Annotated in this window: 24 protein-coding genes and 1 tRNA gene; 8 read left to right on the plus strand and 17 right to left on the minus strand. The window is 47.1% G+C overall.

Going from position 1 to position 23,216, the window contains the following annotated elements; translation table 11 throughout:
- Positions 1-41: 41 nt before the first annotated feature.
- Genes tilS through cysS form a run of 4 tightly spaced genes read right to left on the minus strand, consistent with a single transcriptional unit; the run spans position 42 to position 4,358 of the window.
- Positions 42-1,334 carry a tRNA lysidine(34) synthetase TilS gene (gene tilS / locus A8O14_RS05700; protein WP_068948629.1) on the minus strand — a complete coding sequence of 431 codons (1,293 nt, stop codon included), beginning with the start codon at positions 1,332-1,334 and terminating at the stop codon, positions 42-44.
- Positions 1,300-2,271 carry an acetyl-CoA carboxylase carboxyltransferase subunit alpha gene (locus tag A8O14_RS05705; RefSeq protein ID WP_068948630.1) on the minus strand — a complete coding sequence of 324 codons (972 nt, stop codon included), beginning with the start codon at positions 2,269-2,271 and terminating at the stop codon, positions 1,300-1,302. Before A8O14_RS05705 ends, tilS begins: the two co-directional genes overlap by 35 nt.
- Positions 2,272-2,280: 9 nt before the next feature.
- Positions 2,281-2,952: a DNA-3-methyladenine glycosylase family protein gene (locus tag A8O14_RS05710; protein WP_068948631.1), complete on the minus strand. Its 672-nt coding sequence runs from the start codon at positions 2,950-2,952 to the stop codon at positions 2,281-2,283.
- Complete coding sequence (gene cysS / locus A8O14_RS05715) at positions 2,937-4,358, minus strand: cysteine--tRNA ligase (protein WP_068948632.1); 1,422 nt, start codon at positions 4,356-4,358, stop codon at positions 2,937-2,939. The genes A8O14_RS05710 and cysS overlap by 16 nt, the downstream gene beginning before the upstream one ends.
- Positions 4,359-4,445: 87 nt before the next feature.
- Between cysS and A8O14_RS05720 the strand changes: the two genes are divergently transcribed.
- The 3 genes from A8O14_RS05720 to A8O14_RS05730 are packed head-to-tail and all read left to right on the plus strand — an operon-like array spanning position 4,446 to position 6,563.
- Entirely contained in the window at positions 4,446-5,300 is an 855-nt protein-coding gene (locus A8O14_RS05720) for a tetratricopeptide repeat protein (RefSeq protein WP_068948633.1), read from the plus strand.
- Positions 5,275-5,778, plus strand: a complete 504-nt coding sequence (locus tag A8O14_RS05725; protein ID WP_068948634.1) for a peptidylprolyl isomerase — start codon at positions 5,275-5,277, stop codon at positions 5,776-5,778. Before A8O14_RS05720 ends, A8O14_RS05725 begins: the two co-directional genes overlap by 26 nt.
- Positions 5,775-6,563 carry a UDP-2,3-diacylglucosamine diphosphatase gene (locus tag A8O14_RS05730; RefSeq protein ID WP_068948635.1) on the plus strand — a complete coding sequence of 263 codons (789 nt, stop codon included), beginning with the start codon at positions 5,775-5,777 and terminating at the stop codon, positions 6,561-6,563. Before A8O14_RS05725 ends, A8O14_RS05730 begins: the two co-directional genes overlap by 4 nt.
- An 8-nt stretch (positions 6,564-6,571) precedes the next feature.
- On the opposite strand, the gene A8O14_RS05735 is transcribed toward A8O14_RS05730, so the two are convergent.
- Entirely contained in the window at positions 6,572-7,360 is a 789-nt protein-coding gene (locus tag A8O14_RS05735; RefSeq protein ID WP_068949740.1) for an inositol monophosphatase family protein, read from the minus strand.
- Positions 7,361-7,490: 130 nt separating this feature from the next.
- On the opposite strand from A8O14_RS05735, the gene A8O14_RS05740 reads away from it, so the two are divergent.
- Genes A8O14_RS05740 through A8O14_RS05750 form a run of 3 tightly spaced genes read left to right on the plus strand, consistent with a single transcriptional unit; the run spans position 7,491 to position 9,582 of the window.
- Positions 7,491-8,234 (plus strand): RNA methyltransferase, encoded by a 744-nt coding sequence (locus tag A8O14_RS05740; RefSeq protein ID WP_068948636.1) that lies wholly within the window; start codon positions 7,491-7,493, stop codon positions 8,232-8,234.
- Between the two features lie 23 nt (positions 8,235-8,257).
- Positions 8,258-9,016 carry a serine O-acetyltransferase gene (gene cysE, locus A8O14_RS05745; RefSeq protein WP_068948637.1) on the plus strand — a complete coding sequence of 253 codons (759 nt, stop codon included), beginning with the start codon at positions 8,258-8,260 and terminating at the stop codon, positions 9,014-9,016.
- A gap of 29 nt (positions 9,017-9,045) precedes the next feature.
- Positions 9,046-9,582 carry an RDD family protein gene (locus A8O14_RS05750; protein WP_068948638.1) on the plus strand — a complete coding sequence of 179 codons (537 nt, stop codon included), beginning with the start codon at positions 9,046-9,048 and terminating at the stop codon, positions 9,580-9,582.
- Between the two features lie 6 nt (positions 9,583-9,588).
- Here A8O14_RS05750 and A8O14_RS05755 read toward each other — a convergent pair whose 3' ends face one another.
- From A8O14_RS05755 to A8O14_RS05790, 8 genes are all read right to left on the minus strand, one after another.
- A complete protein-coding gene (locus A8O14_RS05755) occupies positions 9,589-12,072 on the minus strand; it encodes an ABC transporter permease (RefSeq protein WP_068948639.1) in 2,484 nt (827 codons plus the stop codon).
- On the minus strand, positions 12,069-12,854 hold the full coding sequence (locus tag A8O14_RS05760) for an SDR family oxidoreductase (RefSeq protein ID WP_068948640.1): 786 nt from the start codon (positions 12,852-12,854) through the stop codon (positions 12,069-12,071). The genes A8O14_RS05755 and A8O14_RS05760 overlap by 4 nt, the downstream gene beginning before the upstream one ends.
- A gap of 44 nt (positions 12,855-12,898) precedes the next feature.
- Complete coding sequence (locus A8O14_RS05765; protein WP_082913108.1) at positions 12,899-13,888, minus strand: tripartite tricarboxylate transporter substrate binding protein BugE; 990 nt, start codon at positions 13,886-13,888, stop codon at positions 12,899-12,901.
- Positions 13,889-13,892: 4 nt separating this feature from the next.
- On the minus strand, positions 13,893-14,519 hold the full coding sequence (locus A8O14_RS05770; RefSeq protein WP_068948641.1) for a PqiC family protein: 627 nt from the start codon (positions 14,517-14,519) through the stop codon (positions 13,893-13,895).
- On the minus strand, positions 14,516-15,448 hold the full coding sequence (locus A8O14_RS05775; RefSeq protein WP_068948642.1) for an MlaD family protein: 933 nt from the start codon (positions 15,446-15,448) through the stop codon (positions 14,516-14,518). Before A8O14_RS05775 ends, A8O14_RS05770 begins: the two co-directional genes overlap by 4 nt.
- Entirely contained in the window at positions 15,445-16,230 is a 786-nt protein-coding gene (locus A8O14_RS05780) for an ABC transporter ATP-binding protein (protein ID WP_068948643.1), read from the minus strand. The genes A8O14_RS05775 and A8O14_RS05780 overlap by 4 nt, the downstream gene beginning before the upstream one ends.
- On the minus strand, positions 16,230-17,420 hold the full coding sequence (locus A8O14_RS05785; RefSeq protein WP_068948644.1) for an ABC transporter permease: 1,191 nt from the start codon (positions 17,418-17,420) through the stop codon (positions 16,230-16,232). The genes A8O14_RS05780 and A8O14_RS05785 overlap by 1 nt, the downstream gene beginning before the upstream one ends.
- Positions 17,421-17,509: 89 nt before the next feature.
- Positions 17,510-17,586 (minus strand) — tRNA-Arg (locus A8O14_RS05790).
- Positions 17,587-17,604: 18 nt separating this feature from the next.
- Between A8O14_RS05790 and greB the strand changes: the two genes are divergently transcribed.
- Positions 17,605-18,105: a transcription elongation factor GreB gene (gene greB, locus A8O14_RS05795; RefSeq protein WP_068948645.1), complete on the plus strand. Its 501-nt coding sequence runs from the start codon at positions 17,605-17,607 to the stop codon at positions 18,103-18,105.
- A gap of 18 nt (positions 18,106-18,123) precedes the next feature.
- Here the strand turns inward: greB and A8O14_RS05800 are convergent, their stop codons facing one another.
- Genes A8O14_RS05800 through A8O14_RS05815 form a run of 4 tightly spaced genes read right to left on the minus strand, consistent with a single transcriptional unit; the run spans position 18,124 to position 22,417 of the window.
- A complete protein-coding gene (locus tag A8O14_RS05800; RefSeq protein ID WP_068948646.1) occupies positions 18,124-20,541 on the minus strand; it encodes a RelA/SpoT family protein in 2,418 nt (805 codons plus the stop codon).
- Between the two features lie 15 nt (positions 20,542-20,556).
- A complete protein-coding gene (rpoZ, locus tag A8O14_RS05805; protein WP_011902918.1) occupies positions 20,557-20,760 on the minus strand; it encodes a DNA-directed RNA polymerase subunit omega in 204 nt (67 codons plus the stop codon).
- Between the two features lie 44 nt (positions 20,761-20,804).
- Positions 20,805-21,443, minus strand: coding sequence for a guanylate kinase (gmk, locus tag A8O14_RS05810; RefSeq protein ID WP_068948647.1), 639 nt, complete (start codon positions 21,441-21,443; stop codon positions 20,805-20,807).
- 44 nt (positions 21,444-21,487) lie between these two features.
- Positions 21,488-22,417, minus strand: a complete 930-nt coding sequence (locus tag A8O14_RS05815; RefSeq protein WP_068948648.1) for a YicC/YloC family endoribonuclease — start codon at positions 22,415-22,417, stop codon at positions 21,488-21,490.
- Positions 22,418-22,459: 42 nt separating this feature from the next.
- Here A8O14_RS05815 and rph point away from each other — a divergent pair, with 42 nt between their 5' ends.
- Entirely contained in the window at positions 22,460-23,200 is a 741-nt protein-coding gene (gene rph / locus A8O14_RS05820) for a ribonuclease PH (RefSeq protein WP_068948649.1), read from the plus strand.
- The last annotated feature ends 16 nt before the right edge of the window (positions 23,201-23,216 follow it).

The raw sequence follows: 23,216 nt of genomic DNA on the forward strand, positions 1-23,216 counted from the left end.
GAGTGTCTAAAAAGGGCTTATTTTACAGGGTTTTGTACCCACTAAGACGTCTCTTGCCACTCTGGCCATAGTCGCGGCCCAGATTGCACAAGATGGGGATAGCTCACACCAACACCTGCAACGGCAATGAGCTGATTGTCGATATAGAGCAAAGGCGCATTACGTTGCCAAGGCGGTATATCAGCCTCCTGAAAGAGGTTCTTTAGAGTTTTGCGGGGACTATTGGACTTGGTCTGCAACTTTTCCGAGCCAGTCCTGATTTTGGTAGCGATACGCCCTTCCGCTTGAAGCTCTTTTACCCAAGCAGCTGGAAGTCCTAGATGTTTACTCCTGGCAGCGATGGCTTTAAATACCCACTGTCCTGTTGGTTCAGAGGCTAGCTGTAATTGATTTCGCCACAATCGAATCACTTTGCCGTCATGAGTCCACTCCAGTTGCGCGTCAGCCTTCACATTGCTAAGATCGCGCCACCAAGCGTTGATTCTCTCTTGTGATGGCATAGCTAGCTCATTGAGCTTTAACCAAAAACGCAAGATGTTATTTGCGGCCGGTAGATCTGACTTTGCTAAGCTCAATAGCGGTTTTGTATTGAGACTTTCATTTGAAAAGATCTCTTTCCCATCTTGAAGTGCCAGGCGATCCAACAATAGCTGAGCATCACTAAGTAGGCTAGCACTACGCGCTAAATTGGTAATCGCTTCTGGCTGAATCTTTTCTAATTTTGGAATGATGTCCTTACGAATTGCATTGCGTCTATATTTGCGATCTTGATTACTGGGATCTTCAATCCATTTGAGCTTATGCTCTTTCGCGTAAGCCTCTAGCTCAGCCCTGCTTTGATCTAGCAGTGGCCGCCACAATGTGATTGGCCTCATACCTGATTGGATTGCTTTGCTGATAGGCATACCTGAAAGTCCTGCCACGCCGGCACCCCGCAGGAGTTGGAGGAGAACAGTTTCTGCTTGATCGTTCTGATGATGGGCTAGTAGTAGATCCTCGATGCCATATTCTTCGCAGAGATCAGTTAACGCTTCATAGCGAGCTGCCCTTGCCCTGGCCTCAATATTTCCCTCTGCATTATTGAGATGCAGTAAGCGAAAATCAAACTGCACTTTATATTTCTTGGCAAGCTGCTCGCAAAAGATCAGCCAATCATCAGCCTGTTTTTGAAGGCCATGATGAATATGAAAAACAAAAATCTCTGTGTTTTTATTTTTAGCTTGCGATTTGCAAACCGTATCCAGCAGTACAACCGAATCGAGGCCACCACTTAGGGCGACCGCAATTCGTTTTGTAGACTTAGGACTTGGCTGTGATTTCCTTGAACTTGCCATAACTCATTAGACGCTCATGGCGACGCTCAAGTAATGCATCTGTCTTCATGCCATCGAAGGTTTTGATCGATTCAGCAAGGGCTTTGCGCATATTACCCATCATCACATCGTAATCACGATGAGCGCCACCAGTAGGCTCAGCTACGATCTTGTCAATTAGGCCTAAGGCCTTTAAGCGTTGTGCAGTTAAGCCCAACTGCTCGGCAGCCTCAGAGGCCTTATCTGCAGTCTTCCAAAGAATAGAAGCACAACCCTCTGGGGAAATGACGGAGTAGGTAGAGTTTTGCAACATCAAGACGACATCACCCATCGCAATTGCGAGGGCACCACCAGAACCACCTTCGCCGATGATGGTTGCGATGATAGGCACTTCCAACTCAGCTTGCACGTATAGGTTACGGCCAATCGCTTCGGATTGATTACGCTCTTCTGCATCAATACCAGGAAATGCTCCTGGCGTATCGACAAAGGTAAACACTGGAATACCAAACTTTTCAGCAAGGCGCATGAGACGCATAGCTTTGCGATAACCCTCAGGACGACTCATCCCGAAATTACGCAATGCACGTTCTTTAGTGTCGCGACCCTTTTGATGGCCAATCACCATACAAGGCTGGTTATCAAAACGCGCTAAACCACCAATAATAGATTGATCATCTGCAAATGTACGATCACCATGAAGCTCATGGAAGTCAGTGAACAGAGCACCAACATAATCCAATGTATAAGGACGCTGAGGATGACGCGCAACTTGTGACACCTGCCAAGGTGTTAAGTTCGCATAAACGTCTTTTGTGAGCTGAAGGCTTTTCTCGGAAAGCGTTTTGATCTCATCGGAGATATCAACCGATGACTCATCTTGCACAAAGCGCAGCTCTTCAATCTTTGACTCTAATTCGGCGATTTGCTGCTCAAAATCCAGGAAAGTCGTTTTCATAGTCTGATTTTAATATTCAACTGGGATAGGGTCGATACTTCTCCACATATACCAAGTGGCAACTGTACGCCATGGGGCCCAGTTGGCTGCCACCTCCCTTGCCTCATGGCGGCTGACAGGCTCACCACTGAAGTAATTGAGGGAAATAGCCTTAATTAGACCAATATCATCTAGGGGGAGGATATTAGGGCGAACCATATTAAAGATGAGGAACATTTCCGCCGTCCAGCGACCAATACCGCGAATTGAGCTCAATTCTTTGATCACACTCTCATCATCCATGTCTTTCCATTGATTGGCATGTAAGCGGCCAGCATCAAAGTGCTCGGCCAAATCCCGAATGTATTCAACCTTGCGACCCGATAATCCTGCAGCCCTTAATTCTTCGAATGTGAGCGCCAAGATATTTTTAGGATTCACTTTTTTCTTACTCGCGATGAGCACACGATCCCATACCGCTTGGGCAGCTGCTACAGAAATTTGCTGCCCCACGATCGCCCTAGCCAAAGTCGTGAATGCATCGCCACGAGTAACTAAAAAACCAGATCCATATTTAGGGATGAGTTTTTTTAGAATGCGGTCATGCTTCATTAGCTCGCGACAAGCTTGCTCCCAATAATCAGGAGCAACTTCTTTGAGAATCAACTCTTCTTTAACCGGCGCCACTAAGCTCTTCGCCATTCGGTAATGCCACCAGGTTTGTCTTCCAATACAATTCCCTGCTCAAGCAATGTTTTGCGAATCAGATCTGCTTTAGCAAAATCTTTAGCTTTTTTAGCCGCAGCACGTGCCGCAATTTGTTCTTCAATTTGCTCAGGACTCCAGCCACCTTGATCCTTAGATCCCGATTGCAAGAAAGCGGTTGGATCTCTTTGCAGGAAATTAAGCGCCCCACCTAAGGACTTGAGGGTGCTGGCAAGCAGCAGCTTTTCTTGATCTTGGGTACGATTGACTTCGCTGGCTAAATCAAATAACACAGCGATTGCCTCAGGAGTATTGAAGTCGTCATTCATTGCATCAGCAAAGCGCTTAGCCCAGGGATGATTAGCATCAAGCATAGCTTTTTCAGAATGAGGGGCTTGTGACAATGCGGTATATAGCCTTACTAATCCAGCGCGCGCCTCTTCTAGCTGCGCATCGCTGTAGTTGATCGGACTGCGGTAATGTGCCTTAAGCATAAAGAAACGCAATACCTCAGGATCATAACTTTTTAAAACATCACGAATCAAAAAGAAATTACCCAATGACTTAGACATCTTTTCTTGATTAACTCGAATATGCCCGTTATGCATCCAATAGTTCACAAAGGGCGCATCGTCCTCTTTGCGATTTTGTCCATACATAGCACCTTCGCTTTGAGCGATTTCATTTTCGTGGTGCGGGAATTGCAGATCTGCTCCGCCACCATGTATATCAAAGTGCTCGCCAAGTAAGTCACAAGACATGGCTGAGCACTCGATATGCCAACCTGGGCGACCTTCGCCCCATGGTGAACCCCAACGGGTATCGGCCGGCTCTTCCGGTTTGGCACTTTTCCACAAAACAAAATCTAGTGGATCGCGTTTACTACCGGCTACGGTAACCCGCTCACCGGCATTAAGCTCATCGAGTGATTTGCCAGAGAGCTGACCATAACGTGGCAATAAACGCACTGCAAAATTAACATCGCCATCCTCAGCTTGATAAGCCAATTCGTTTTCAATGAGCCTACCAATCATGCCCTGCATCTGCGTAATGTAATCAGTAGCACGAGGCTCTAGATCTGGATGCATCAGACCCAACTCATCAGAGTCAGCATGCATAGCATCAATAAAGCGATTGGTTAATGCAGAAATTGGCTCGCCATTCTCAATGGCGCGGTTGATAATTTTGTCGTCAATATCAGTAATATTGCGGACATAAAGAACTTCATAGCCACTGGCTCTGAGCCAGCGAACCACCATATCAAATACGATCATGACCCTAGCATGGCCAATATGGCAATAATCGTAGACAGTCATGCCGCAGACATACATCTTCACCTTGCCCAGTATGATGGGCTTAAAAACCTCTTTAGAACGGCTAAGGGTGTTATAGATTTGCAGCATAGGGCTATAAAGGTGAGGCAAGTAGCGCCAATTTGTTAGACTGAGCGCTGAGTATATCGAATGAGCCAGTTTTTCACCCCTTCCCTTATGTTTGCGACCCTTAAAGCACCGATCTCCTCCCTTTTTACGGCTTTAGCCATGGTCTCCAGCTTTTTACTAGTGACTGGGTGTAGTACCCCTGCCCAGCAACTCGCAAACGCTGAAATTGCTGCTGTAAACAAACAAGAGGCTACTTCCCCACAAGCGCAAACACAAGCCTACTTAGGAAGTTATGGACCAACTGACCCACCAAGGCTATCTACCGACTCTCCATACGATCCGCTTAACCCTGAGCTTTCAGAGACCGTCGGCGTTCCATTTTTATCTTTCTTAATTATTGAGCCAGACCCGGTGACCAAAAATGCAGTGCCATCTGATGTGGAGAAATTAGTCAAAGCACGTAAATATCCAGATGCCATTGATTTAATTAATGCAAAGCTTAAAAAAACGCCACGCAATGTACAGCTACGTTTTGTCAAAGCACGCTTGCAAATCGAATTGCGTGATTTTGATGGTGCTAAGAAAACCTTGATCGAGATCACACAACAGTTCCCAGAATTACCGGAGCCGTATAACAATCTTGCAGCGATCGCAGCCAACCAAAATAAATGGATCGAAGCTCGCGACTATTTGGAGCTTGCTCTGAAGTTACGCCCTAGCTACAGCACCGCAGCAGCCAATTTAGGTGAGGTCTATATCCGACTGGGCGCTAAAGCCTATGAAGACGCCGCAGCCAATACTCAGTTGAATCAGCGACTATATGCCAACCGCGCAAAGTACCTACTCAATTTATTGAAGCCGCAGGCTAAAGATCCCGCTAACTCCAATCCCACTTTAAACAATCCATCCACTAACTCTCCAGAAGGCAAATTAAACAATGGCGAAGGTACTACTAAAAACTAACAAGGGTGATATCACCCTCACACTCGATGCAGCTAAGGCACCAAAAAGCGTTGCAAACTTTTTACAATATGTGAAAAACGGGCACTACGATGGCACGATTTTTCATCGTGTGATTAATAACTTCATGATTCAGGGTGGTGGTATGACTGCTGGCATGAAACAAAAACCGACTGGCGCTGAGATTGAAAACGAAGCCAATAATGGTCTCAAGAATGAGCGCGGGACAATTGCCATGGCTCGTACTAGCGATCCCCATTCCGCCACTGCCCAGTTTTTTATTAACGTCAATGACAACGATTTCCTAAACCACACCGCTCCAAATGCTCAAGGCTGGGGCTATGCTGTATTTGGCAAAGTAAGCGATGGTATGGACGTTGTCGATACCATCCGTAAGGTGAAAACTGGCAATGCTGGCTTTCATCAAGATGTTCCTGCCGAGGATGTTGTGATTGAGAAGGCCTCTGTTCTCGAGGAATGATCCCGCAATGCGCGAGCGCGCTGCTCATCTCAGACTTACATCTGACGCCGTCAATGCCCTTGACTGCGCAGCGCTTTTTTGACTTCTGCGAAAAAGATGCCCCTCAGGTACAGGCTGTATTTATTTTGGGTGACTTATTTGAATATTGGGTTGGCGACGATGCTTCATTGCACTCCCCTTTTCAGCAAGAAGTAAAACGCGCCCTCGCCAATCTTTCTAGCAAGACGAAAACATATTACATACATGGCAATCGCGATTTTTTGCTTGGTCATATCTTCTTAAAAAAGACTGGTATGACTCTACTGACTGATCCTTCACTTGTTGAAATTGCTGGTCAACAATATCTTCTTGCCCATGGTGATGCCTTATGTACTGCAGATATGGGTTACCAAGCTTTTCGTAGCTGGGTCAGAAAACCTTGGTTGCAAAAACTATTTCTCGCCCTTCCTATAGCTTGGCGTCGAGCCATTGCCAACCATTTACGTAGCAATAGCCATGCGCAATATCAACGCAATGCTAGTGCCTCGTATAGCAAGAACCAAATCAAGACAAATGTCACCCTCGAGGCCTGCGCTGCGACCCTTCGCAGTCACGCTAGTGATAAGTTGATCCATGGGCATACCCATTTGCCTGCACACCACCAAGAATCCTTTGGCGAGCAATTATGGCAACGCTGGGTTTTGTCAGACTGGGATTTAGATCATCCAGAAGGCGCTCGCCCAAGAGCAAGCGCACTCCTGATCAATGAGCAGGGTGTACGCTCAATTGATCTGGTGAAGTCTTGAGACTCGCTTTAAGAAGCTGAGTATTTAGAAAGACACTGTACCATCTGCGCATAAATGCGCGGATTGGCAGCCATCACTTCACCGCTCTTGAGGAAACCCTCTTCACCTCGGTAATTACCGATTAAGCCACCGGCCTCAGTAATGAGCAAAGCGCCTGCAGCCATATCCCATGGCTTGAGATCACTCTCGAAGAATCCATCGTAACGACCCGCTGCAACATAAGCCAAATCCAATGAAGCGGCGCCAGGACGACGCAAGCCAGCGCACTGACGTGACATCTCTGCAAATATCTTGAGATACTTTTCTAGATCCTGATCTTCGCGATAAGGAAAACCGGTGCCAATTAATGAGTTTGCCAAACGATCTTGCGTACCCACACGCAAACGCCGACGATCTACATACGCGCCTGCGCCCCGCGTTGCAGTAAAGAGTTCATCACGAGTTGGGTCATAAACTACCGCTTGTTGTGTAACGCCATTGACTGCTAAGGCAATCGATACCGCATATTGCGGAAAGCCGTGAATGAAATTGGTTGTGCCATCCAATGGATCAATGATCCATACGTTCTCTGCATCGGTGTTGTGCTCGCCCGTTTCTTCAGCCAAAAATCCATGGCTTGGATAGGCTTCACTGAGGGTCTCAATGATGGCCGCTTCCGCGGCTTTGTCCACCTCAGTCACAAAATCATTGTGCTGTTTACGATCTACCTGGAGACGCTCTAAATTCAGAGAAGCGCGATTGATAACGGTTCCAGCACGACGGGCGGCCTTGATGGCCACATTTAACATGGGATGCATAGTATTGATGGACAAATTAAATAAGAACGAGCCTGTAATATTGCCCAAACTGCATGACAATACGAAGCTAATGCCCTGATTCTAAACGATTTGCATTTTGCACCCTTGACTCTCTCAAAGCGAAGAAAAGATGGATATCAATCACACCCGCCTCCTGCGCTGGGTCCTTGTAGAAACAAGTCACCCTGGCAACGTAGGTTCAGCAGCTAGAGCCCTCAAAACAATGGGGTTTGCTGATCTTCGCCTAATCAATCCCAAAATTAAAGCTATGGCTGAGCAATCTGAGGCAATTGCCTTGGCTAGCGGTGCCCTTGACCTATTGGAGTCTTCTACAGAGTCAGAGTCATTTGAAAGTGCAGTTCAGGGTTGCTCTTTGGTCCTTGGGCTCACTAGCCGTGAACGGGAGTTTGGTCCCCCACCCTTAGATTGGGCATCTGCTCGTGCCCTCATCACTGAGACTGTACACAATAAAGGACAAGTTGCTCTGGTATTTGGACCTGAAAGAACAGGGCTTGAGAACCATCACCTGTCCTTATGCACCCACCGGGTTTGGTTAGACGCCAATCCTGACTACCCCTCTCTTAATCTTTCTCAAGCACTCATGGTCTGCGCTTATACCCTCAGAGAGGCTTTTTCAGAGGGGCTTAGCAAGGACGTAAGTCATCCTGACATATCGGACTTTGCTGACCCTGCAGCAGTCGCAGCCATGCTGGAGCACTGGCGTGAAGGGCTTGAAGCGATTGGCTACCTTGATCCTTCCAATCCTAAGAAGCTCATGCCCCGCCTAGAGGCTTTATTTGCTCGTAGCCGTCTGCGTAAGGAAGAAATTGACCTACTCAGAGGCATTGCAAAACAGATGCTCCTGAGAAAATAAGCCAGCCCCGTTAAAATCCAACTATGTTTAATTCACTATTCGACCAAGTCGACTCCATCATCGTCCGCGATCCGGCAGCAAGAAATCGCCTTGAGGTAATTACCTGCTACCAGGGTTTACATGCTGTTTGGTTACATCGCATCTCCCATTTTTTATGGAACTTGGGTCTAAAATGGATTGCTCGCGTTCTCTCAATGGTGTCGCGCTTTATTACCGGCATTGAAATTCATCCGGGCGCCAAGATTGGTCGTCGCGTATTTTTAGATCACGGCCTCGGCATTGTGATTGGTGAGACCACAGAAATTGGCGATGACTGCACCATCTACCAAGGCGTAACCTTAGGTGGCACATCCCTCTATAAAGGAGTTAAGCGTCACCCTACTCTTGGTAAAGGAGTGGTAGTGAGCGCTGGCGCAAAAGTTCTCGGTGGATTTACTGTTGGCGATGGTGCACGCGTGGGATCTAACGCAGTAGTCTTAAAAGAAATTCCACCCGGGGCTACTGCTGTGGGTATTCCTGCGCGCATCTTGCATCCGGACTTACCACAGAGCGCAGATAGCAAAACCAAAGAATATTTTTCAGCTTATGGTGTTACACCCAATGTCGATGATCCAGTCTCTATGGCACTGAAGGGGTTGATTGATGCAACGATCATGCAAGAAGCAAAAATCGCCCAACTGGAGCAGGCGCTTGCCAAGCTAAGCAACACCCCATCTGATGCGGCAGGTAGCAGCGATACTAAACGCGACCTTGATGCCATCAAAGAATGGCTTAAAGAGTAATTAGAGCCATATCTGGCCTGCCTCGCTTGATGACCCCCGCTGAGTTAAACGCTTTACCTTCACCTCGATTTTGGCGACGTGTATCTTGCTGCCTTTACGAGCAATTGGTATTGCTTGGTGTGATTGCTTTTACGTTTCTTGTACCCAATTTAGGCTTGGGAATTTTGTTTGGCATTTCATTACCAAGCTGGCTCACCTTTTTATATCTCTATACCGTTCTGGGCATCTATTTTATTTGGTATTGGACTAAGTCCGGTCAAACACTAGCTATGCAAACCTGGCGTGTGCGCCTGATCTCACGTCACGGCCTGAACCTCAGTCGACGCCAGGCGTTGTGGCGCTATATTTTCGGTTCGCTCTGGATTATTCCTTGCGTCGTATTGCAATGGATGTTTCATTTAGAAAAATGGCAAATCATTGAAATGCTGTTTACGGTCGCCTTATTTATTTGGCCACTTAGCATCTATCTGGATCGAAGAGAATCTAGTCTTCGTCAAAGCCTCCCCGACCGTCTTGCAGGCACAAGGTTAGTAGAGTTACCAAAAAACTTGGTTACCCTCTCCTAGCGATCTCTAAACTTCTCGTAAGCACTCTACCGCGGTAGCAGCTTGAATACGATTCTGAAAGCGATAGCCTGCCGCTAGAGAGGCGATCACCCCAAACGCAACACCCATGACTATGGATTGCGTAAAGGCATTAAATTCAATTTCCATTACATAGCGCCCGAGTGCCCAGGCAGCAAGGCCAGAGGCAATACCTGCAAGAAGCCCAGCAGTAGATCCAATAATGAGTAGCTCGATTCTGGCGATGTGACTAAGCACAGCACGAGATGCCCCTATCGCCTTAAGCAGAGCAGCATTTCTGTAACGCTCATCTTGCGTAGCGGCAATCGCAGCAATCAAAACCAAAATAGCGGCAGCGATGGTGAACACAAACAACAGGCCAAGTGTTGCCGATAGCTTATTGAGGACCTCTTGGATTTGCTGCAAGGATGCTGAGACGTCTACCAGCGTTAAATTGGGGTAAGCCTGGCTTAACTGAAAATCTAAGATATCTTTTGTGGGGTTTTGGTAATAAGAAGTAATCCAAGACTGAGGCAGATTACTCAGTTGTGCGGGCGGCATGATGACAAAGAAATTCACACGCATCGAGCCCCAATCCAATTTACGTAAGGATGTAATAGGCGCGCTTACTTTCTCACCGGCCACCTCAAAAGTAATGTGATCTCCCAGCTTGAGCTTCAGGGTTTTGGCAATACCGGTCTCCATTGAAACTTGCGGGCTAGCACCTTTAATCCAGTCACCAGAAATAATACGATTACCCAGCGGCAATTGATCTGTATAAGAAAGATTGAATTCGCGATCGACTAAACGTTTGGCGTTTTCATCTGGAAAATCGTTAGGGGTAATTTCACGACCATTGATTTCGATTAATCTGCCTCTAACCATGGGGTAGAACTCGGGCCTTGCTACTCCACCCGTCTCGAGCACTTTACTGATGCCCTCTTTTTGATCGCCTTGAATATTGATCATAAAGCGATTGGGCGCATCCATTGGAATATTCCCCTGCCAAGTGCTCAATAAGTCCTGTCGCAGTAGCAGAATCATCAAGATGGCCATAATAGCGATACCCAATATCGTAATTTGCATCACCGCAAATCCAGATCGACGACCCATTGCAGTCATAGTAAATTGCATTGCAAAACTTTGTGTTCGGATTTTCGAGAGTGCCCACAATAGCAGTTTCGCGCTAAGTGAAAAAATTCCTAAAGCCGCCGCAAAACTCAGACCCACCCAAAGCGATAGTTTCCAATCGCGCGCCGCCAACCAAATCAGAATGCTGCAGGTAGCTAAAGCTAGCAATGAGACCCACACTGTCGATAGCATTTCCAACTCAAACTCTTTTCGAATGAGTCGCATCGGAGATACATTTGCCAAAGCCAATAATGGCAGTCCAGCAAATGCAAATAAGAAAACCCAGGTAAACAAAATGCTCCACAGCATTGGGGCTAGCGAAATTGAAGGTAGGCTCGCCACCAATAGGCCGCCTAGTAGCCTCGTTAAGACCTCTTGAACAAGATATCCAAATACGGAACCAATGACTGCCGCTAATATTCCAAAGAATAGCAAAGTTTTCACTTGTTTTTGAAGAATACTTACCCTTGTTGCACCAAAGCATTTGAGGGAAGCGCAGGCGTCTGCCTGCCCGAGCATGTAACGCCTAGCAGATAATGCGATTGCAACTGCCGCAATCATGGCAGTCAATAACGCAATCAAAGATAAAAACTGTTCTGCCCGTTGCAGGGTTTTGCGCATCATCGGCTGCGCGTTTTCTAGGGTCTCGATTCTGAGTCCACGTAGGCTTTCAGATTCGATGTATTGCTTAGCCCATTTTTCATAGGAAGCGATCTCAGAATCAGATCCTGCCAATAGCAAACGATAAGTAACGCGACTACCTAATCCAATTAAGCCGGTAGATTGAAGATCCCCCAAGGACATCATGACTCGTGGCGCGAAATTCATAAATCCTGCACCTCGGTCGAGCTCACGCAGGAGTACCCCTGAGATCACAAACTGACGATCGCCTATTCGCACCAAGTCTCCAAGACTGGTATGCAGATTATTTAATAGTGCAGGTTCTACAAATACGGTTCCGCTAGCGGGGCTTAATGTCGCCATCTCGCGACTCAATGACTCAACCTGTAATGACCCACGTAGCGGATATTCTGGGCTCACTGCTTTGATCGAGGCCAGCTTACTCTGTGTTCCCACAGTAGCCATACTTGGGAAAACTATGGTTTGCGCAATGCGCAGTTGCCGTCTTTGGGCTTCTAAAGTAAAGCGTTCTGATAAAGGCTGATCAGCAGCAATCAGTAAATCGGAGGCCAATAATTGACGGGCATCAAACTCAAAAGCCCGATGCATTCGGTCTGCCAAAAAACTGACGCTGGTCATTGCACTCACCGAGATGATGAGCGCGACCAATAACCATTTCAGCTCCCTAGAGCGAAGATCTTGCCGCAAGCCTTGCGACAGGCCAATAAAGAAATGAATCAAATTGCCTGAATCTGGCCGCCATCAATCCGCATGACAGTACCAGTAATAAAAGAAGCATTTTGACTAGCTAAAAACGCAGCTGCATCACCATACTCTTTTGGATCACCATAACGACCCATCGGAATTTGTCGCAAGCTGGCTTTAACAACATCCTCGTAACTTGTGCCTTCACGCTTTGCTCTAGCCTCATCAAGCTGACGAAGACGGTCTGTAGCCACCCTACCCGGCATGATCACGTTTACGGTAATACCCTCGCTAGCCACTTCTGCTGCCAAGGTCTTAGACCATGCCAACAAAGCAGCACGCAAGGTATTGGAGATCGCTAAATTCTTAATCGGCGCAATTGCGCCAGAGGTAGTGCTCGTAATAATCCGGCCCCATTTGCGCTGACGCATGCCTGGCAACACCCGATCAGTAATCGCAATTAAAGAAAGAACCATGTCATTAAAGCTTTTTTGCCAGAGTGCTGGATCTTGGCCAGCAGCGGGCGTTGGTGGAGGACCACCCGTGTTATTAATTAAGATATCGATCGGCCCCAGTTCTTTTTCAACTTTAGAAACCAAGCCATCAATCACAGAAGAATCCGCTAGGTCCCAGCTTAGTGCTAGCGCAACCCCACCAGCAGCCTCAATCAGTTCAACTGACTTTTGTAAACCTTCGGGGCTGCGGCCTGTCACCGCAACCTTCACGCCTTCACGTGCTAATGAAACGGCCATCGCTTGACCTAAGCCCCGACTCGATGCCATCACTAAGGCAACTTTTCCTTTGATTCCTAAGTCCATACTGTCCCCACTAATTTTGTTTTATTTTTTAAACACTTATATTGTTAATCTAAAACCAGTTTTTGCTTGGCAACCACTTCCTTATATACCGTGTACTCGGCTTTAATCTCTTTTGCAAAAGCCTCTGGTCCATTCACATTAATGATAGAGCCTGTATCTTCAATACGCTTCTTCACGGCAGGATCATTCGCAACCACCTTAAGAGCAGCATAATATTTATCCACTACGTCCTTAGGCATGCCTGCCGGACCCAAGAATCCGTAATAGGCCATCCGATTTACAGGCGCCAAGCCAACTTCAGAAAAAGTGGGTACATTCGGTAATTGCGCGAGGCGCTTTGGAGCAGCAACTACGATCGGCACCAACTTGCCATCTTTAATAAACGGCAAAGATGATGGCAGATTATCGAAAATCATGGATACCTGGCCGCCAACGGTATCAGCCAATGCTGGACCTGCCCCACGATATGGGATGTGAACAATAAAAACGCCCGTTAAGCTTTTGAAAAGCTCAGTCTGAAGATGGCCAATACCGCCCGTACCTGAACTTGAATAGGAGTACTTACCGGGATTAGCTTTTAAGACTTCCATAAAGGTCTTGAAGTCTTTAGCTGGAAAAGATGGATTAACCGCAATGATGTTGGGTGTCGCAGCAATATTACTAATGGCTGTGAAATCCGTAATCGGATCGTAACCAATCTTAGGATTAATCGCTGGATTAGCTGCAGTAGTCGAAACTGTTGCCATGCCGATGGTGTAACCATCCTTAGGAGCACGCATGACTTCAAGGGCGCCGACTGAACCGCCGCCACCCGCTTTGTTCTCAACGATAACTGGCTGACCCAATTGACGACCTAAGGCATCACCAACGGCACGAGCAATGATGTCTGTACTACCACCCGGGGCAAAAGGGACAATTAAGCGAATTGGCTTATTGGGAAAATTTTGAGCATGAAGACCTGAACATAGGCCTAGTCCAAAAAACAAAGCAGCTATTGCACCATTGAGTTTGGCGTTCCAAGAAATTAATTTCATCAGCTTACTGTCCTAATGGCTTCGGTAAATTGCCAGCATATTTAGATAGCTGCTCTTCATATTGCTTAAAGATTTCAGTAAGCGCTTGTTGCTGACCTAAGACAAGCGCCTCAGGTGTATTGTCCCTAAGGGCAATACGCTTGGTATAGCGATTTGCACCAACTAAGGGATTTGATTTACCTGCATTCGTAACGGTCAAGAAAAATTCCACACTAACAACCGCTTCTGGCTTCACGCGATAGTCACCGTAAAATTCATTCACAGTAGCTTGCAAGGTGTAATAAGGGAAGAAGCTGGTGTTCTGGCCCACTGTCGCAGAAAAAATACCGGCCTTATTCAGCCATTCGCGTTCAGCGTTGCCAATCATCTCTGACGGAATGGTGGAGTAGACGTTATAAAAATCCTTCTCATAACGTTGGTCAGAAATGCGATAAACCAAAGATTTTCCGTCAAACGGTGGTGCAACACTGACTACACCCACCTTCAACCAAACATCTGAGCGCATCTTAAGGGGACCCCCGACACGTTCTGGCGCAACCATCCAGCTGCTTGGTGTCACTGGACTTCGGGTTGGCAAAGAGCACGCCATCAAGACGGCAGCCAATACAAATGAAAGTAGATATTTAATCATTTAGCAGCTCCTGATTGCGCTTGAGAGCCATTCAACGGTGGCGTAATCTTTGGCGGAGGCTCACCCCAAATTAAACTTGATGGCGATTGGCTAGCAATTCTAGAAAACTCATTAAGTTGCTCGGCCGTCTGCTTCAGATTCTCGACGGTTAATTGAGTATCGCCCTGCATGCTTGTTAGGGTTTGACGTAAAGCAACCATAGAGCCCACCAATTCACGCATCAATACATTGAGCTCTTCTTTGTCGGTAATCTTGGCAATGCGCTCCATGATGACATTCATTTCTTTGACAGACTTAATTAGTCCTTCATTATCTTTGCCGTTTCCAGCCATGAGAAGGTTGAGGTTACCCAAAAGTGCATCAAATTTCTTTTGGGTCGCATCAATATTGACTTGATTTAAACCATCGATCAATTTTTGAATTCCCTCAATGATTTGATCAGCTTGATTAGGCAATGATGGAATTACAGGGTATTTTGGTTTCCACTCATATGGCAAGGGTAGATAGGATTCTGCAACGGGAGTGAAATTGAATTCAATGTAGTTCACACCGGTAATACCCTGTGACTTCACCTGAGCACGTAAATTACTCTTCACAAACTCCTTGATCAGGTCTTCGTTAACAGTTTCACCAATAATCTGCATACGGACAACAACATACTGGTGGCGATCATGAAAAGGAATATCTTCCTCATAAATATCGCCAGACAGACCGATCTGAGTAACTTGACCGATCTTCACACCTCTAAATCGAACGGCTGCTCCAGTATCGAGGCCCGTGACAGACTGCTTAATGTAGGTTTCGATCATGAATGATTTTTTAAATAGCTGACCTGAGCCAAAAATTAAAATCACGGCAATGAGCACGCCGATAGCAGCGAGCACAAAAACGCCTAGGCGGTAGTAGTTAGGATTAGAGTTATTGCTCATACTGCGCCCTTAGTCGTAATGCGATTAAAGAATTGATGCACGCGAGGATCGGTACAAGTATCACGTAATACTTTGGGGTCACCTTCGGCGATGATCCCTTTGGCAGTTTTATCTAACATAATGACCTTATCTGCGATGGCATAAATACTGGCCAATTCATGCGAAACGATCACAAAAGTAATGCCAAGGTTTTTAGATAGATCAACTATAGTTTGGTCTAAGTCAGCTGATGTAATTGGATCCAAGCCGGCAGACGGTTCATCTAAAAACAAAATCTTAGGGTCTAATGCCATGGCTCTAGCAATCGCTGCACGCTTTTGCATGCCGCCGCTAATCTCACTCGGCATATAAGTCTCATACGGCAAGAGTCCCACTAAATCTAGCTTGCAACGGGCCAAAAGATTCATTTGGTCTTGTGTTAGCTGGGTGTACTCCTGCATAAATAGGGTGACGTTATCCAGTAGATTCATTGATCCAAACAAAGCGCCTTGCTGATACATCACACCAAAGCTGGTCATGATTTTTTGACGATCAGATCCTTGGGCGGCAGTAATGTTTTGACCTTCAATCAAGACATCTCCCGATAAAGGCTGATACAAGCCAAAAAGATTTTTGAGAAGACTAGACTTGCCGCAACCAGAACCTCCCAGAATCACAAAGATCTCACCGTTATTCACTGTGAAGTTGAGATCCTTCATCAAAATATTATTTCCGTAGCCTACGGTCAGGTTCTGAACTTCAATAGCGTATGGGCTAGCTGGCGTGGTCACTGGTGTATTCATCAGAAACCCGTCTTATAAGAGATCACAGCAAAAATGCCGTCGACTATTACGATCATCACAATACTACTCACCACGGCGCGAGTTGCAGAGATACCGACAGCAGCTGCACCAGTGCCGGTCTGCATGCCTCGTAAACAACCCATCGCAGATACGACAACACCAAACATGGTTGCCTTCACTAAGCCTGAGAGAATATCTTCAACATCAACCGCACTTAACATGCCGTTATAGAAATTAATAAAGGGAATGCCATAAAGCAGCATCGTTATCATCGAGGCAATGATGCTGACGATATCGGCAAAAATCGTCAAGATGGGAGCAACCAAAATGCCTGCTAGTACTCTAGGTACCACTAAGAATCGAATCGGACTCAAGCCGCCTGAAACCAAGGCGTCCACCTCACTATTGACGGTCATGGTGCCAATCTCCGCAGCAAAGGCAGCAGAGGATCGACCGGCTAATAAGATCGCAGTAATTAAGGGACCCATCTCGCGGACAATACCCAGAGCAGCCAAAGGACCCACAAAGGTCGTGGCCCCGAATTGCTTCATGCCGATCGCAGCTTGGAACGAAAGGATCACGCCAATTAAAAACGATACCAAGCCAATAATGGGTAGCGCTGCAATGCCCGCCTCTACAGCTGCGTTGACAAAATCACCCCAGCGAACCTGTCTGATGTGACGAATTGACCAAAATAAATCTGCTGCTAAATGACCCGTAAATGAAATGAGTCCACGCGCATCATCGATGAGATTTTGAACAGCCATACCAGTACTAAGAACAAAACTTCTTTTTGGCTTAACCACTGGGGTCGGAAATAAATTACTAATTGGATCAAATTCATGCAGTAGTGGTTGATAGCGACTATCAAGCCCCTGTACTTCAAATTGCGCGCCTGCTTTTTGCTGAGCCTCTTCCATGCCAATTAAAAAAGCAATACCAGCTCCATCTAACGAAGTCACCTGCGATGCATCAAAAATAAGGGAAGCAGATGAAAGATTGCCTGAAGACAGCTTTGCTAGCCAAGCATTCTGCGTATTTCGGATCTCAGTCCAGACACCACCCAAGGTATAAACATTGATCTGGCCACTCAGAATCACCTTGGCATGCGTAGCATCGACTTGCGACCAAACAGCCACTGAGGCACTGGTTGCTGGAGAAACGGTGGAAATAGTGTCAGAAACGCTCATAAACACACTATAAGGTATCTCGAAGAAACGTTTGTGAAATGCTCAACAAATGAAAAGGGCCCAGTTTTTTAACTAGGCCCTATATAAGGTGGTGCGGCTGGCAGGAATTGAACCCACGACCCCTTGGTTCGTAGCCAAGTACTCTATCCAGCTGAGCTACAGCCGCAACAGCCATAATTATGCCATGGAAGAGAAGAACTACATCACCCCTGCAGGTCACGAACGGATTAAAACTGAGCTCTTGCAGCTCTTAAACCTTGATAGGCCCGAGGTTGTAAAGGTGGTCCACTGGGCCGCCAGTAATGGGGATCGGTCAGAAAACGGGGACTATATCTATGGAAAGAAGCGCCTAAGAGAGATAGATCGACGTATTCGTTTTCTTAATAAACGTCTGGAATTTGCGGTCGTGGTCGACAATTCTGCCCGGAAATCAGGCGACGCAGATGTGGAGCAGATCTTCTTTGGGGCGACCGTTACTTACTCCCCTCTAGACGGCAAAGACGCAGGAAAAGAAACTACGATCACTATCGTAGGCGTAGACGAGGTCGATTTAGAGAAAAATCACGTCAGCTGGGTATCGCCCATTGCCAAAGCATTGATCAAGGCAAGATTAGGTGATTGCGTAATAATTCAAACGCCTACTGGCCCTACTGAAATAGAAATTCTAGACGTTCAGTATCTTTAAAGAACGAGTAGCCAGGCTTTAGAGTGCGCGCGTACGCGTGACTCGCATGACATCAGGATTGGTACGCAAACTACGCATCACTTTAGATAAGTGCAGACGATCATAGACTTGGATCGTAAAACGAATAGTGACTGAGTCCTCTTTAAAGCGATCTTCCATCGATACATTCATGATGTTCGAGTCTGCGGAAGTAACGCTACTAGCAACACGCGCCAACACGCCTTTGCCCTGGCGTGTATCAATTGCCAGATCGACTTCGAATTCACGATTGAGTTCTTTGCCCCATTCGACCTCAACCCACTTATCGCTATCTTTTGACAACATCCTCATAGCTACAGGGCAGTCATTGGAGTGAACTTGCAAGCCTTCACCTTTGCCGAGGTAACCAATAATGTTATCTCCTGGAATCGGGTGACAACACGACTGGAAGCTAATGGAATTCCCCTCACGACCATCAACCAGAATAGCCTGGCGCTGATGGTGATGCATAGTTTGATGGGCTTCTTGGTTTGGCGCTACCCAATCAGCAACACCAAGACGCATTTGTTCACCACCGCCCTCATCATCAATCAGGATCTTTAAGCGAATCGCGAGTTCTTGGGGCGAACGGCGACCTAAGGCGATATTGACGCAGGCTTCTTCGCGATTTTTATCGCCGGTCCAATGCATCAGCTTTTCCCAGATCTCAGGAGTCAGCAATGCAGCATCGACACCCTGTTGGCGCAAACCATTAGCCAACAATCGCTCACCTAACTGAAGTGATTCTGAGTAATGCTTGGTCTTCAAGGAGTGGCGAATTGAAGCGCGCGCTTTACCGGTACGCACAAATGCTAGCCAACCAGGGTTCGGCTGCGAGTTTGCAGATGTTACTACCTCAATAATGTCGCCATTCTTTAGCTCGCTACGCAAGGGTAATTGCAGACCATTGATTTTGACAGCAACACAGGTATTGCCTAAATCACTATGAATGGAGTAAGCAAAGTCTAGTGCAGTCGCGCCCCTAGGTAATGCCCGAATCTGTCCTTTAGGGGTAAAAACATAAACCGCATCTGGGAACAAATCAATCTTGACGTGTTCTAAGAATTCTTGAGAGTCGCCACTACTATCTTGAATATCGATCAAAGATTGCAGCCATTGGTGTGCACGGTTTTGCACTTCACTCATATCAGGCGAGCCATCTTTATAAGCCCAGTGAGCTGCTACCCCTGCTTCAGCAACCGCATGCATATCTGTTGTCCGAATCTGAAACTCAACTGGCACGCCAGATGGGCCCAATAAAGTGGTGTGTAAGGACTGATAGCCGTTGAGCTTGGGAATTGCAATGTAATCCTTGAACTTGCCAGGCATCGGCTTATACAAAGAGTGCAAGATACCAAGCGCGCGGTAGCATTCATCAATAGTGCTAACCGTTACCCGGAACGCGTAAACATCTAGCACCTGAGAAAAGCTGACATGCTTCATACGCATCTTGTTATAGATACTATAAAGCGTCTTTTCACGTCCGCGTAGATCGACATTGAGGTTGGATTTTGCAAAAGCCATACGTGAGGCCTGCAAAATCTTTTCAACCATCTCTTTACGGTTGCCGCGCGCCCGCTTAACCGCTCCCTCAATAACCCGGAAGCGCATCGGCATGGAGTACCGAAAACTCAGGTCTTGCAGGTCGCGGTAGATGATATTGAGGCCAAGGCGATGCGCAATAGGAGCATAGATCTCGATCGTCTCTGCGGCTACCCTTCGACGTTTTTCCATTGGAACGGCATCCAAGGTGCGCATATTGTGCGTGCGGTCTGCGAGCTTGACAAGAATGACACGAACATCGCGCGCCATCGCCATAAACATTTTGCGAAAGCTCTCCGCTTGCGCTTCAGCGTGACTCTGAAACTCTAACTTATCAAGTTTAGTTAAACCTTCCACCAACTCTGCAACTTTGGTGCCAAACTTTTCAACTAAATCTGCTTTGGTACAACCCGTATCTTCAATCACATCGTGCAAGAGCGCTGCCATGATCGATGGCGCATCGAGGCGCCAGGTAGCGCAAAGTTCTGCAACTGCAACGGGGTGAGTAATGTAAGGCTCCCCACTATGACGGTACTGCCCTAAATGAGATGCATCTGAAAACTGAAAAGCTTTTTTAACTAGTCTGATTTCTTCTGGTTTGAGATAGCCTAATTTAGCAAGTAGTCCTTCGATTGACACCACTTGATGCTTGAGTGGAAGGCTGGGCGCAGATGTAGGTCCAAATAAATGACGACTAGACTGCGCTAGCAAAGTCGCAATAATAGATTTCTTGCCATTTTGATTGGCAACAGGAGTATCAGATGGGGTATTTAACAAATCCGCTTGGAGATTTGCTTGCGCTGCTAAAGAGGCCTCTTTGGGCGAGACCCCTCCTACTAATTCCGATGTTTTGGTTGTTCCTAAAGGGAGCTCCACACCGGAACTCCTAAATTACAAAGGTACTTTGGTCAACATATCACGGTCAGTCACACCAGCTGCTACTTCACGCAAAGCAACAACAGTAGCTTTATCTCTGGACTCAACACGTGGGGAGTGACCTTGAACTAATTGACGTGCGCGATAAGTTGCAGCCAACACTAGTTCAAAACGATTAGGGATGGTTTTAAGGCAATCTTCTACAGTAATTCGGGCCATGCTGAACTCACTTAATTTAGCTTCGATACCTATAGGATAACTGATTAAACCCCGAGGCGCCTTAAAAGAGCTGGATTTCGGGCCATGCTGGGTCCAGAACGCAAGCGGCTGGAGGCCAATATATGCTTTAGATCGGTTAGAGCCTGTTCAAAGGCGTCATTAACCACAATGTAATCCGCCTCGTGGGCATGCATCAACTCCACATGCGCTGCTGCTAAACGCCTTTGAATCGTAGCCTCATCATCCTGCCCTCTTTTACGCAAGCGCTCTTCTAACGCTTCGATTGAGGGTGGAAAGATAAAAATCCACTGTACTGACGGAATGAGTTTCCGAATTTGTTGCGCACCCTGCCAATCAATCTCTAGCATGACATCGCTACCAGTTTGCATCTGAGATTCAATCCAAGGTTTAGAGGTTCCATAGAAGTGCCCATGCACTTCCGCCCACTCTAAAAATTGTCCCTGATCTCTTTCGGCAATAAATGCTTCTTTAGAAACAAAGCGGTAATCCTTACCATCCACTTCACCTGGTCTTGGCGCACGGGTGGTAGTTGATAAAGATAATTTAAGTCCCGCATCATCTTTTAGAAGAGCATTGACCAAAGACGACTTGCCTGCTCCTGATGGCGCCACAATCATCAGCATGCTGCCTTGATAAGAAGAGGTTGCGCTTGGGCTAGTCATGGGTCAATTGTACGGATTCTGAATGGTGAATAAACAGTCTCTGATTACTCTAAGTTTTGCACTTGTTCACGCATTTGCTCAATCAATAGTTTGAGCTCTAAAGCCGCCTGGGTACATTCCTCTGAAACAGACTTGGAACTCAAGGTATTTGCCTCACGATTGAGTTCTTGCATCAGAAAATCCAAACGCTTCCCGACTGGACCTTTACCGGCCAGGGCATTATCAACGGCTTGCAGGTGAGTCTTTAAGCGGGCAAACTCTTCGGCAACATCAATACGCACTGCATAGAGCACCACCTCTTGGCGGATACGCTCCATCAACTCTGTTCCAGATTTGGCTTGCTCTTGTGCAGCCAATGCCTCAGAAAGTCGTTCGGTCAGCTTTGCTTGATACTGTGCTACATACTCTGGGACCTGAGGCTCGATCACTTTCACAATGTCCCGCATTTTGCTCGTAATGCTGGTGAGTACTCCAACCAATGCTTTTCCTTCAGCATGGCGACTGTCCATCAGTGCTTCCAAGGCTGCGCGTCCTGCTGCTATCGTTGCTGTAATCCAGCCTTCTTCTTCGCCTCTAGGTTCGGAGACAATTCCTGGCCAACGCAGGACTTCAGCAATACTGAGCTCTTGCGCCTTCGTAAAGGTCTCTTGGGCTTTTTCTTGGAGGGTGTAGAGCGCATCTAGACGATCTTGGTTCATTGCCCCTAGGGCGTGGGGATTACTCTTAGCAGCCCCTGCGGCGGCGCTATTAACCCGCCAAGCCGCCCGAAACTCCACCTTGCCTCTCGATAGGCTTTGGGTCGCCATTTCTCGCAGTGCAGGCTCAGCCCCACGGCATTCGTCCGGCAGACGAAAGCCCAAATCCAGAAAGCGGCTGTTGACAGCCCGACATTCCACCTGCAGATCAGCCACTACGCCAGCCCCTAGGGAGACTTGGTGAGAAGCGCTGCCATAACCAGTCATGCTCGATATCATATGGACATTGTAGATTCTTTATACACACTTCAGGACAAACCCATGAGCAGCCCAAATTCAGCCAATATTTCCCGTCCCAGCGGTCGTAAGCCAAAAGACTTACGCCCTGTCACGATCTCTCGAAGCTTTACCAAGCACGCAGAAGGTTCTGTGCTGATAGCCTTTGGCGATACCAAGGTGCTCTGCACTGCCAGCATCCTCGATAAAGTGCCACCTCATCAGCGCGGCTCTGGTGAAGGTTGGGTTACCGCGGAATACGGCATGTTGCCCCGCTCCACTCATACTCGCAGCGATCGTGAGGCAGCACGCGGCAAACAATCTGGTCGCACACAAGAAATCCAGCGCCTCATTGGACGCGCCATGCGCAGCGTCTTTAATTTAGAAATTTTGGGTGAGCGCACCATTCATTTAGATTGCGATGTCCTGCAAGCGGATGGTGGCACACGCACTGCTTCAATTACTGGTGCTTATGTGGCGGCCCGTGATGCAGTGAATCAACTTCTCAAAAGTGGCGCACTAACTCAAGACCCAATCATCGATAGTGTTGCTGCTATTTCGGTTGGTATCTATCAGGGTGTTCCAGTGCTCGATTTAGATTACCCAGAGGACTCTTCTTGCGATACTGATATGAATGTGGTCATGACTGGCAAGGGTGGCATGATCGAAGTGCAAGGCACCGCTGAAGGTGCAGCCTTCTCAAGAAGCGAATTAACTGCACTCCTAGATCTGGCCGAACAAGGCATTCAAGAGCTTACTCACTTGCAGATTGAAGCATTGAAATAAGCAGTCCATATTTAAT

The sequence above is a fragment of the Polynucleobacter wuianus genome (assembly GCF_001659725.1).
Lineage (GTDB): Bacteria > Pseudomonadota > Gammaproteobacteria > Burkholderiales > Burkholderiaceae > Polynucleobacter > Polynucleobacter wuianus.

Coding starts and splice junctions, on each gene's coding strand:
- greB (WP_068948645.1), top strand. CDS start 17,605: ATGGAAGAGAAGAACTACATCACCCCTGCAGGTCACGAACGGATTAAA.
- A8O14_RS05710 (WP_068948631.1), bottom strand. CDS start 2,952: ATGGCGAAGAGCTTAGTGGCGCCGGTTAAAGAAGAGTTGATTCTCAAA.
- A8O14_RS05775 (WP_068948642.1), bottom strand. CDS start 15,448: ATGAGCAATAACTCTAATCCTAACTACTACCGCCTAGGCGTTTTTGTG.
- A8O14_RS05725 (WP_068948634.1), top strand. CDS start 5,275: ATGGCGAAGGTACTACTAAAAACTAACAAGGGTGATATCACCCTCACA.
- A8O14_RS05770 (WP_068948641.1), bottom strand. CDS start 14,519: ATGATTAAATATCTACTTTCATTTGTATTGGCTGCCGTCTTGATGGCG.
- gmk (WP_068948647.1), bottom strand. CDS start 21,443: ATGACTAGCCCAAGCGCAACCTCTTCTTATCAAGGCAGCATGCTGATG.
- A8O14_RS05705 (WP_068948630.1), bottom strand. CDS start 2,271: ATGAAAACGACTTTCCTGGATTTTGAGCAGCAAATCGCCGAATTAGAG.
- cysE (WP_068948637.1), top strand. CDS start 8,258: ATGTTTAATTCACTATTCGACCAAGTCGACTCCATCATCGTCCGCGAT.
- cysS (WP_068948632.1), bottom strand. CDS start 4,358: ATGCTGCAAATCTATAACACCCTTAGCCGTTCTAAAGAGGTTTTTAAG.
- A8O14_RS05735 (WP_068949740.1), bottom strand. CDS start 7,360: ATGCATCCCATGTTAAATGTGGCCATCAAGGCCGCCCGTCGTGCTGGA.
- A8O14_RS05740 (WP_068948636.1), top strand. CDS start 7,491: ATGGATATCAATCACACCCGCCTCCTGCGCTGGGTCCTTGTAGAAACA.
- A8O14_RS05730 (WP_068948635.1), top strand. CDS start 5,775: ATGATCCCGCAATGCGCGAGCGCGCTGCTCATCTCAGACTTACATCTG.
- A8O14_RS05750 (WP_068948638.1), top strand. CDS start 9,046: ATGACCCCCGCTGAGTTAAACGCTTTACCTTCACCTCGATTTTGGCGA.
- A8O14_RS05720 (WP_068948633.1), top strand. CDS start 4,446: ATGTTTGCGACCCTTAAAGCACCGATCTCCTCCCTTTTTACGGCTTTA.
- tilS (WP_068948629.1), bottom strand. CDS start 1,334: ATGGCAAGTTCAAGGAAATCACAGCCAAGTCCTAAGTCTACAAAACGA.
- A8O14_RS05815 (WP_068948648.1), bottom strand. CDS start 22,417: ATGATATCGAGCATGACTGGTTATGGCAGCGCTTCTCACCAAGTCTCC.
- A8O14_RS05785 (WP_068948644.1), bottom strand. CDS start 17,420: ATGAGCGTTTCTGACACTATTTCCACCGTTTCTCCAGCAACCAGTGCC.
- rpoZ (WP_011902918.1), bottom strand. CDS start 20,760: ATGGCCCGAATTACTGTAGAAGATTGCCTTAAAACCATCCCTAATCGT.
- rph (WP_068948649.1), top strand. CDS start 22,460: ATGAGCAGCCCAAATTCAGCCAATATTTCCCGTCCCAGCGGTCGTAAG.
- A8O14_RS05760 (WP_068948640.1), bottom strand. CDS start 12,854: ATGGACTTAGGAATCAAAGGAAAAGTTGCCTTAGTGATGGCATCGAGT.
- A8O14_RS05765 (WP_082913108.1), bottom strand. CDS start 13,888: ATGAAATTAATTTCTTGGAACGCCAAACTCAATGGTGCAATAGCTGCT.
- A8O14_RS05780 (WP_068948643.1), bottom strand. CDS start 16,230: ATGAATACACCAGTGACCACGCCAGCTAGCCCATACGCTATTGAAGTT.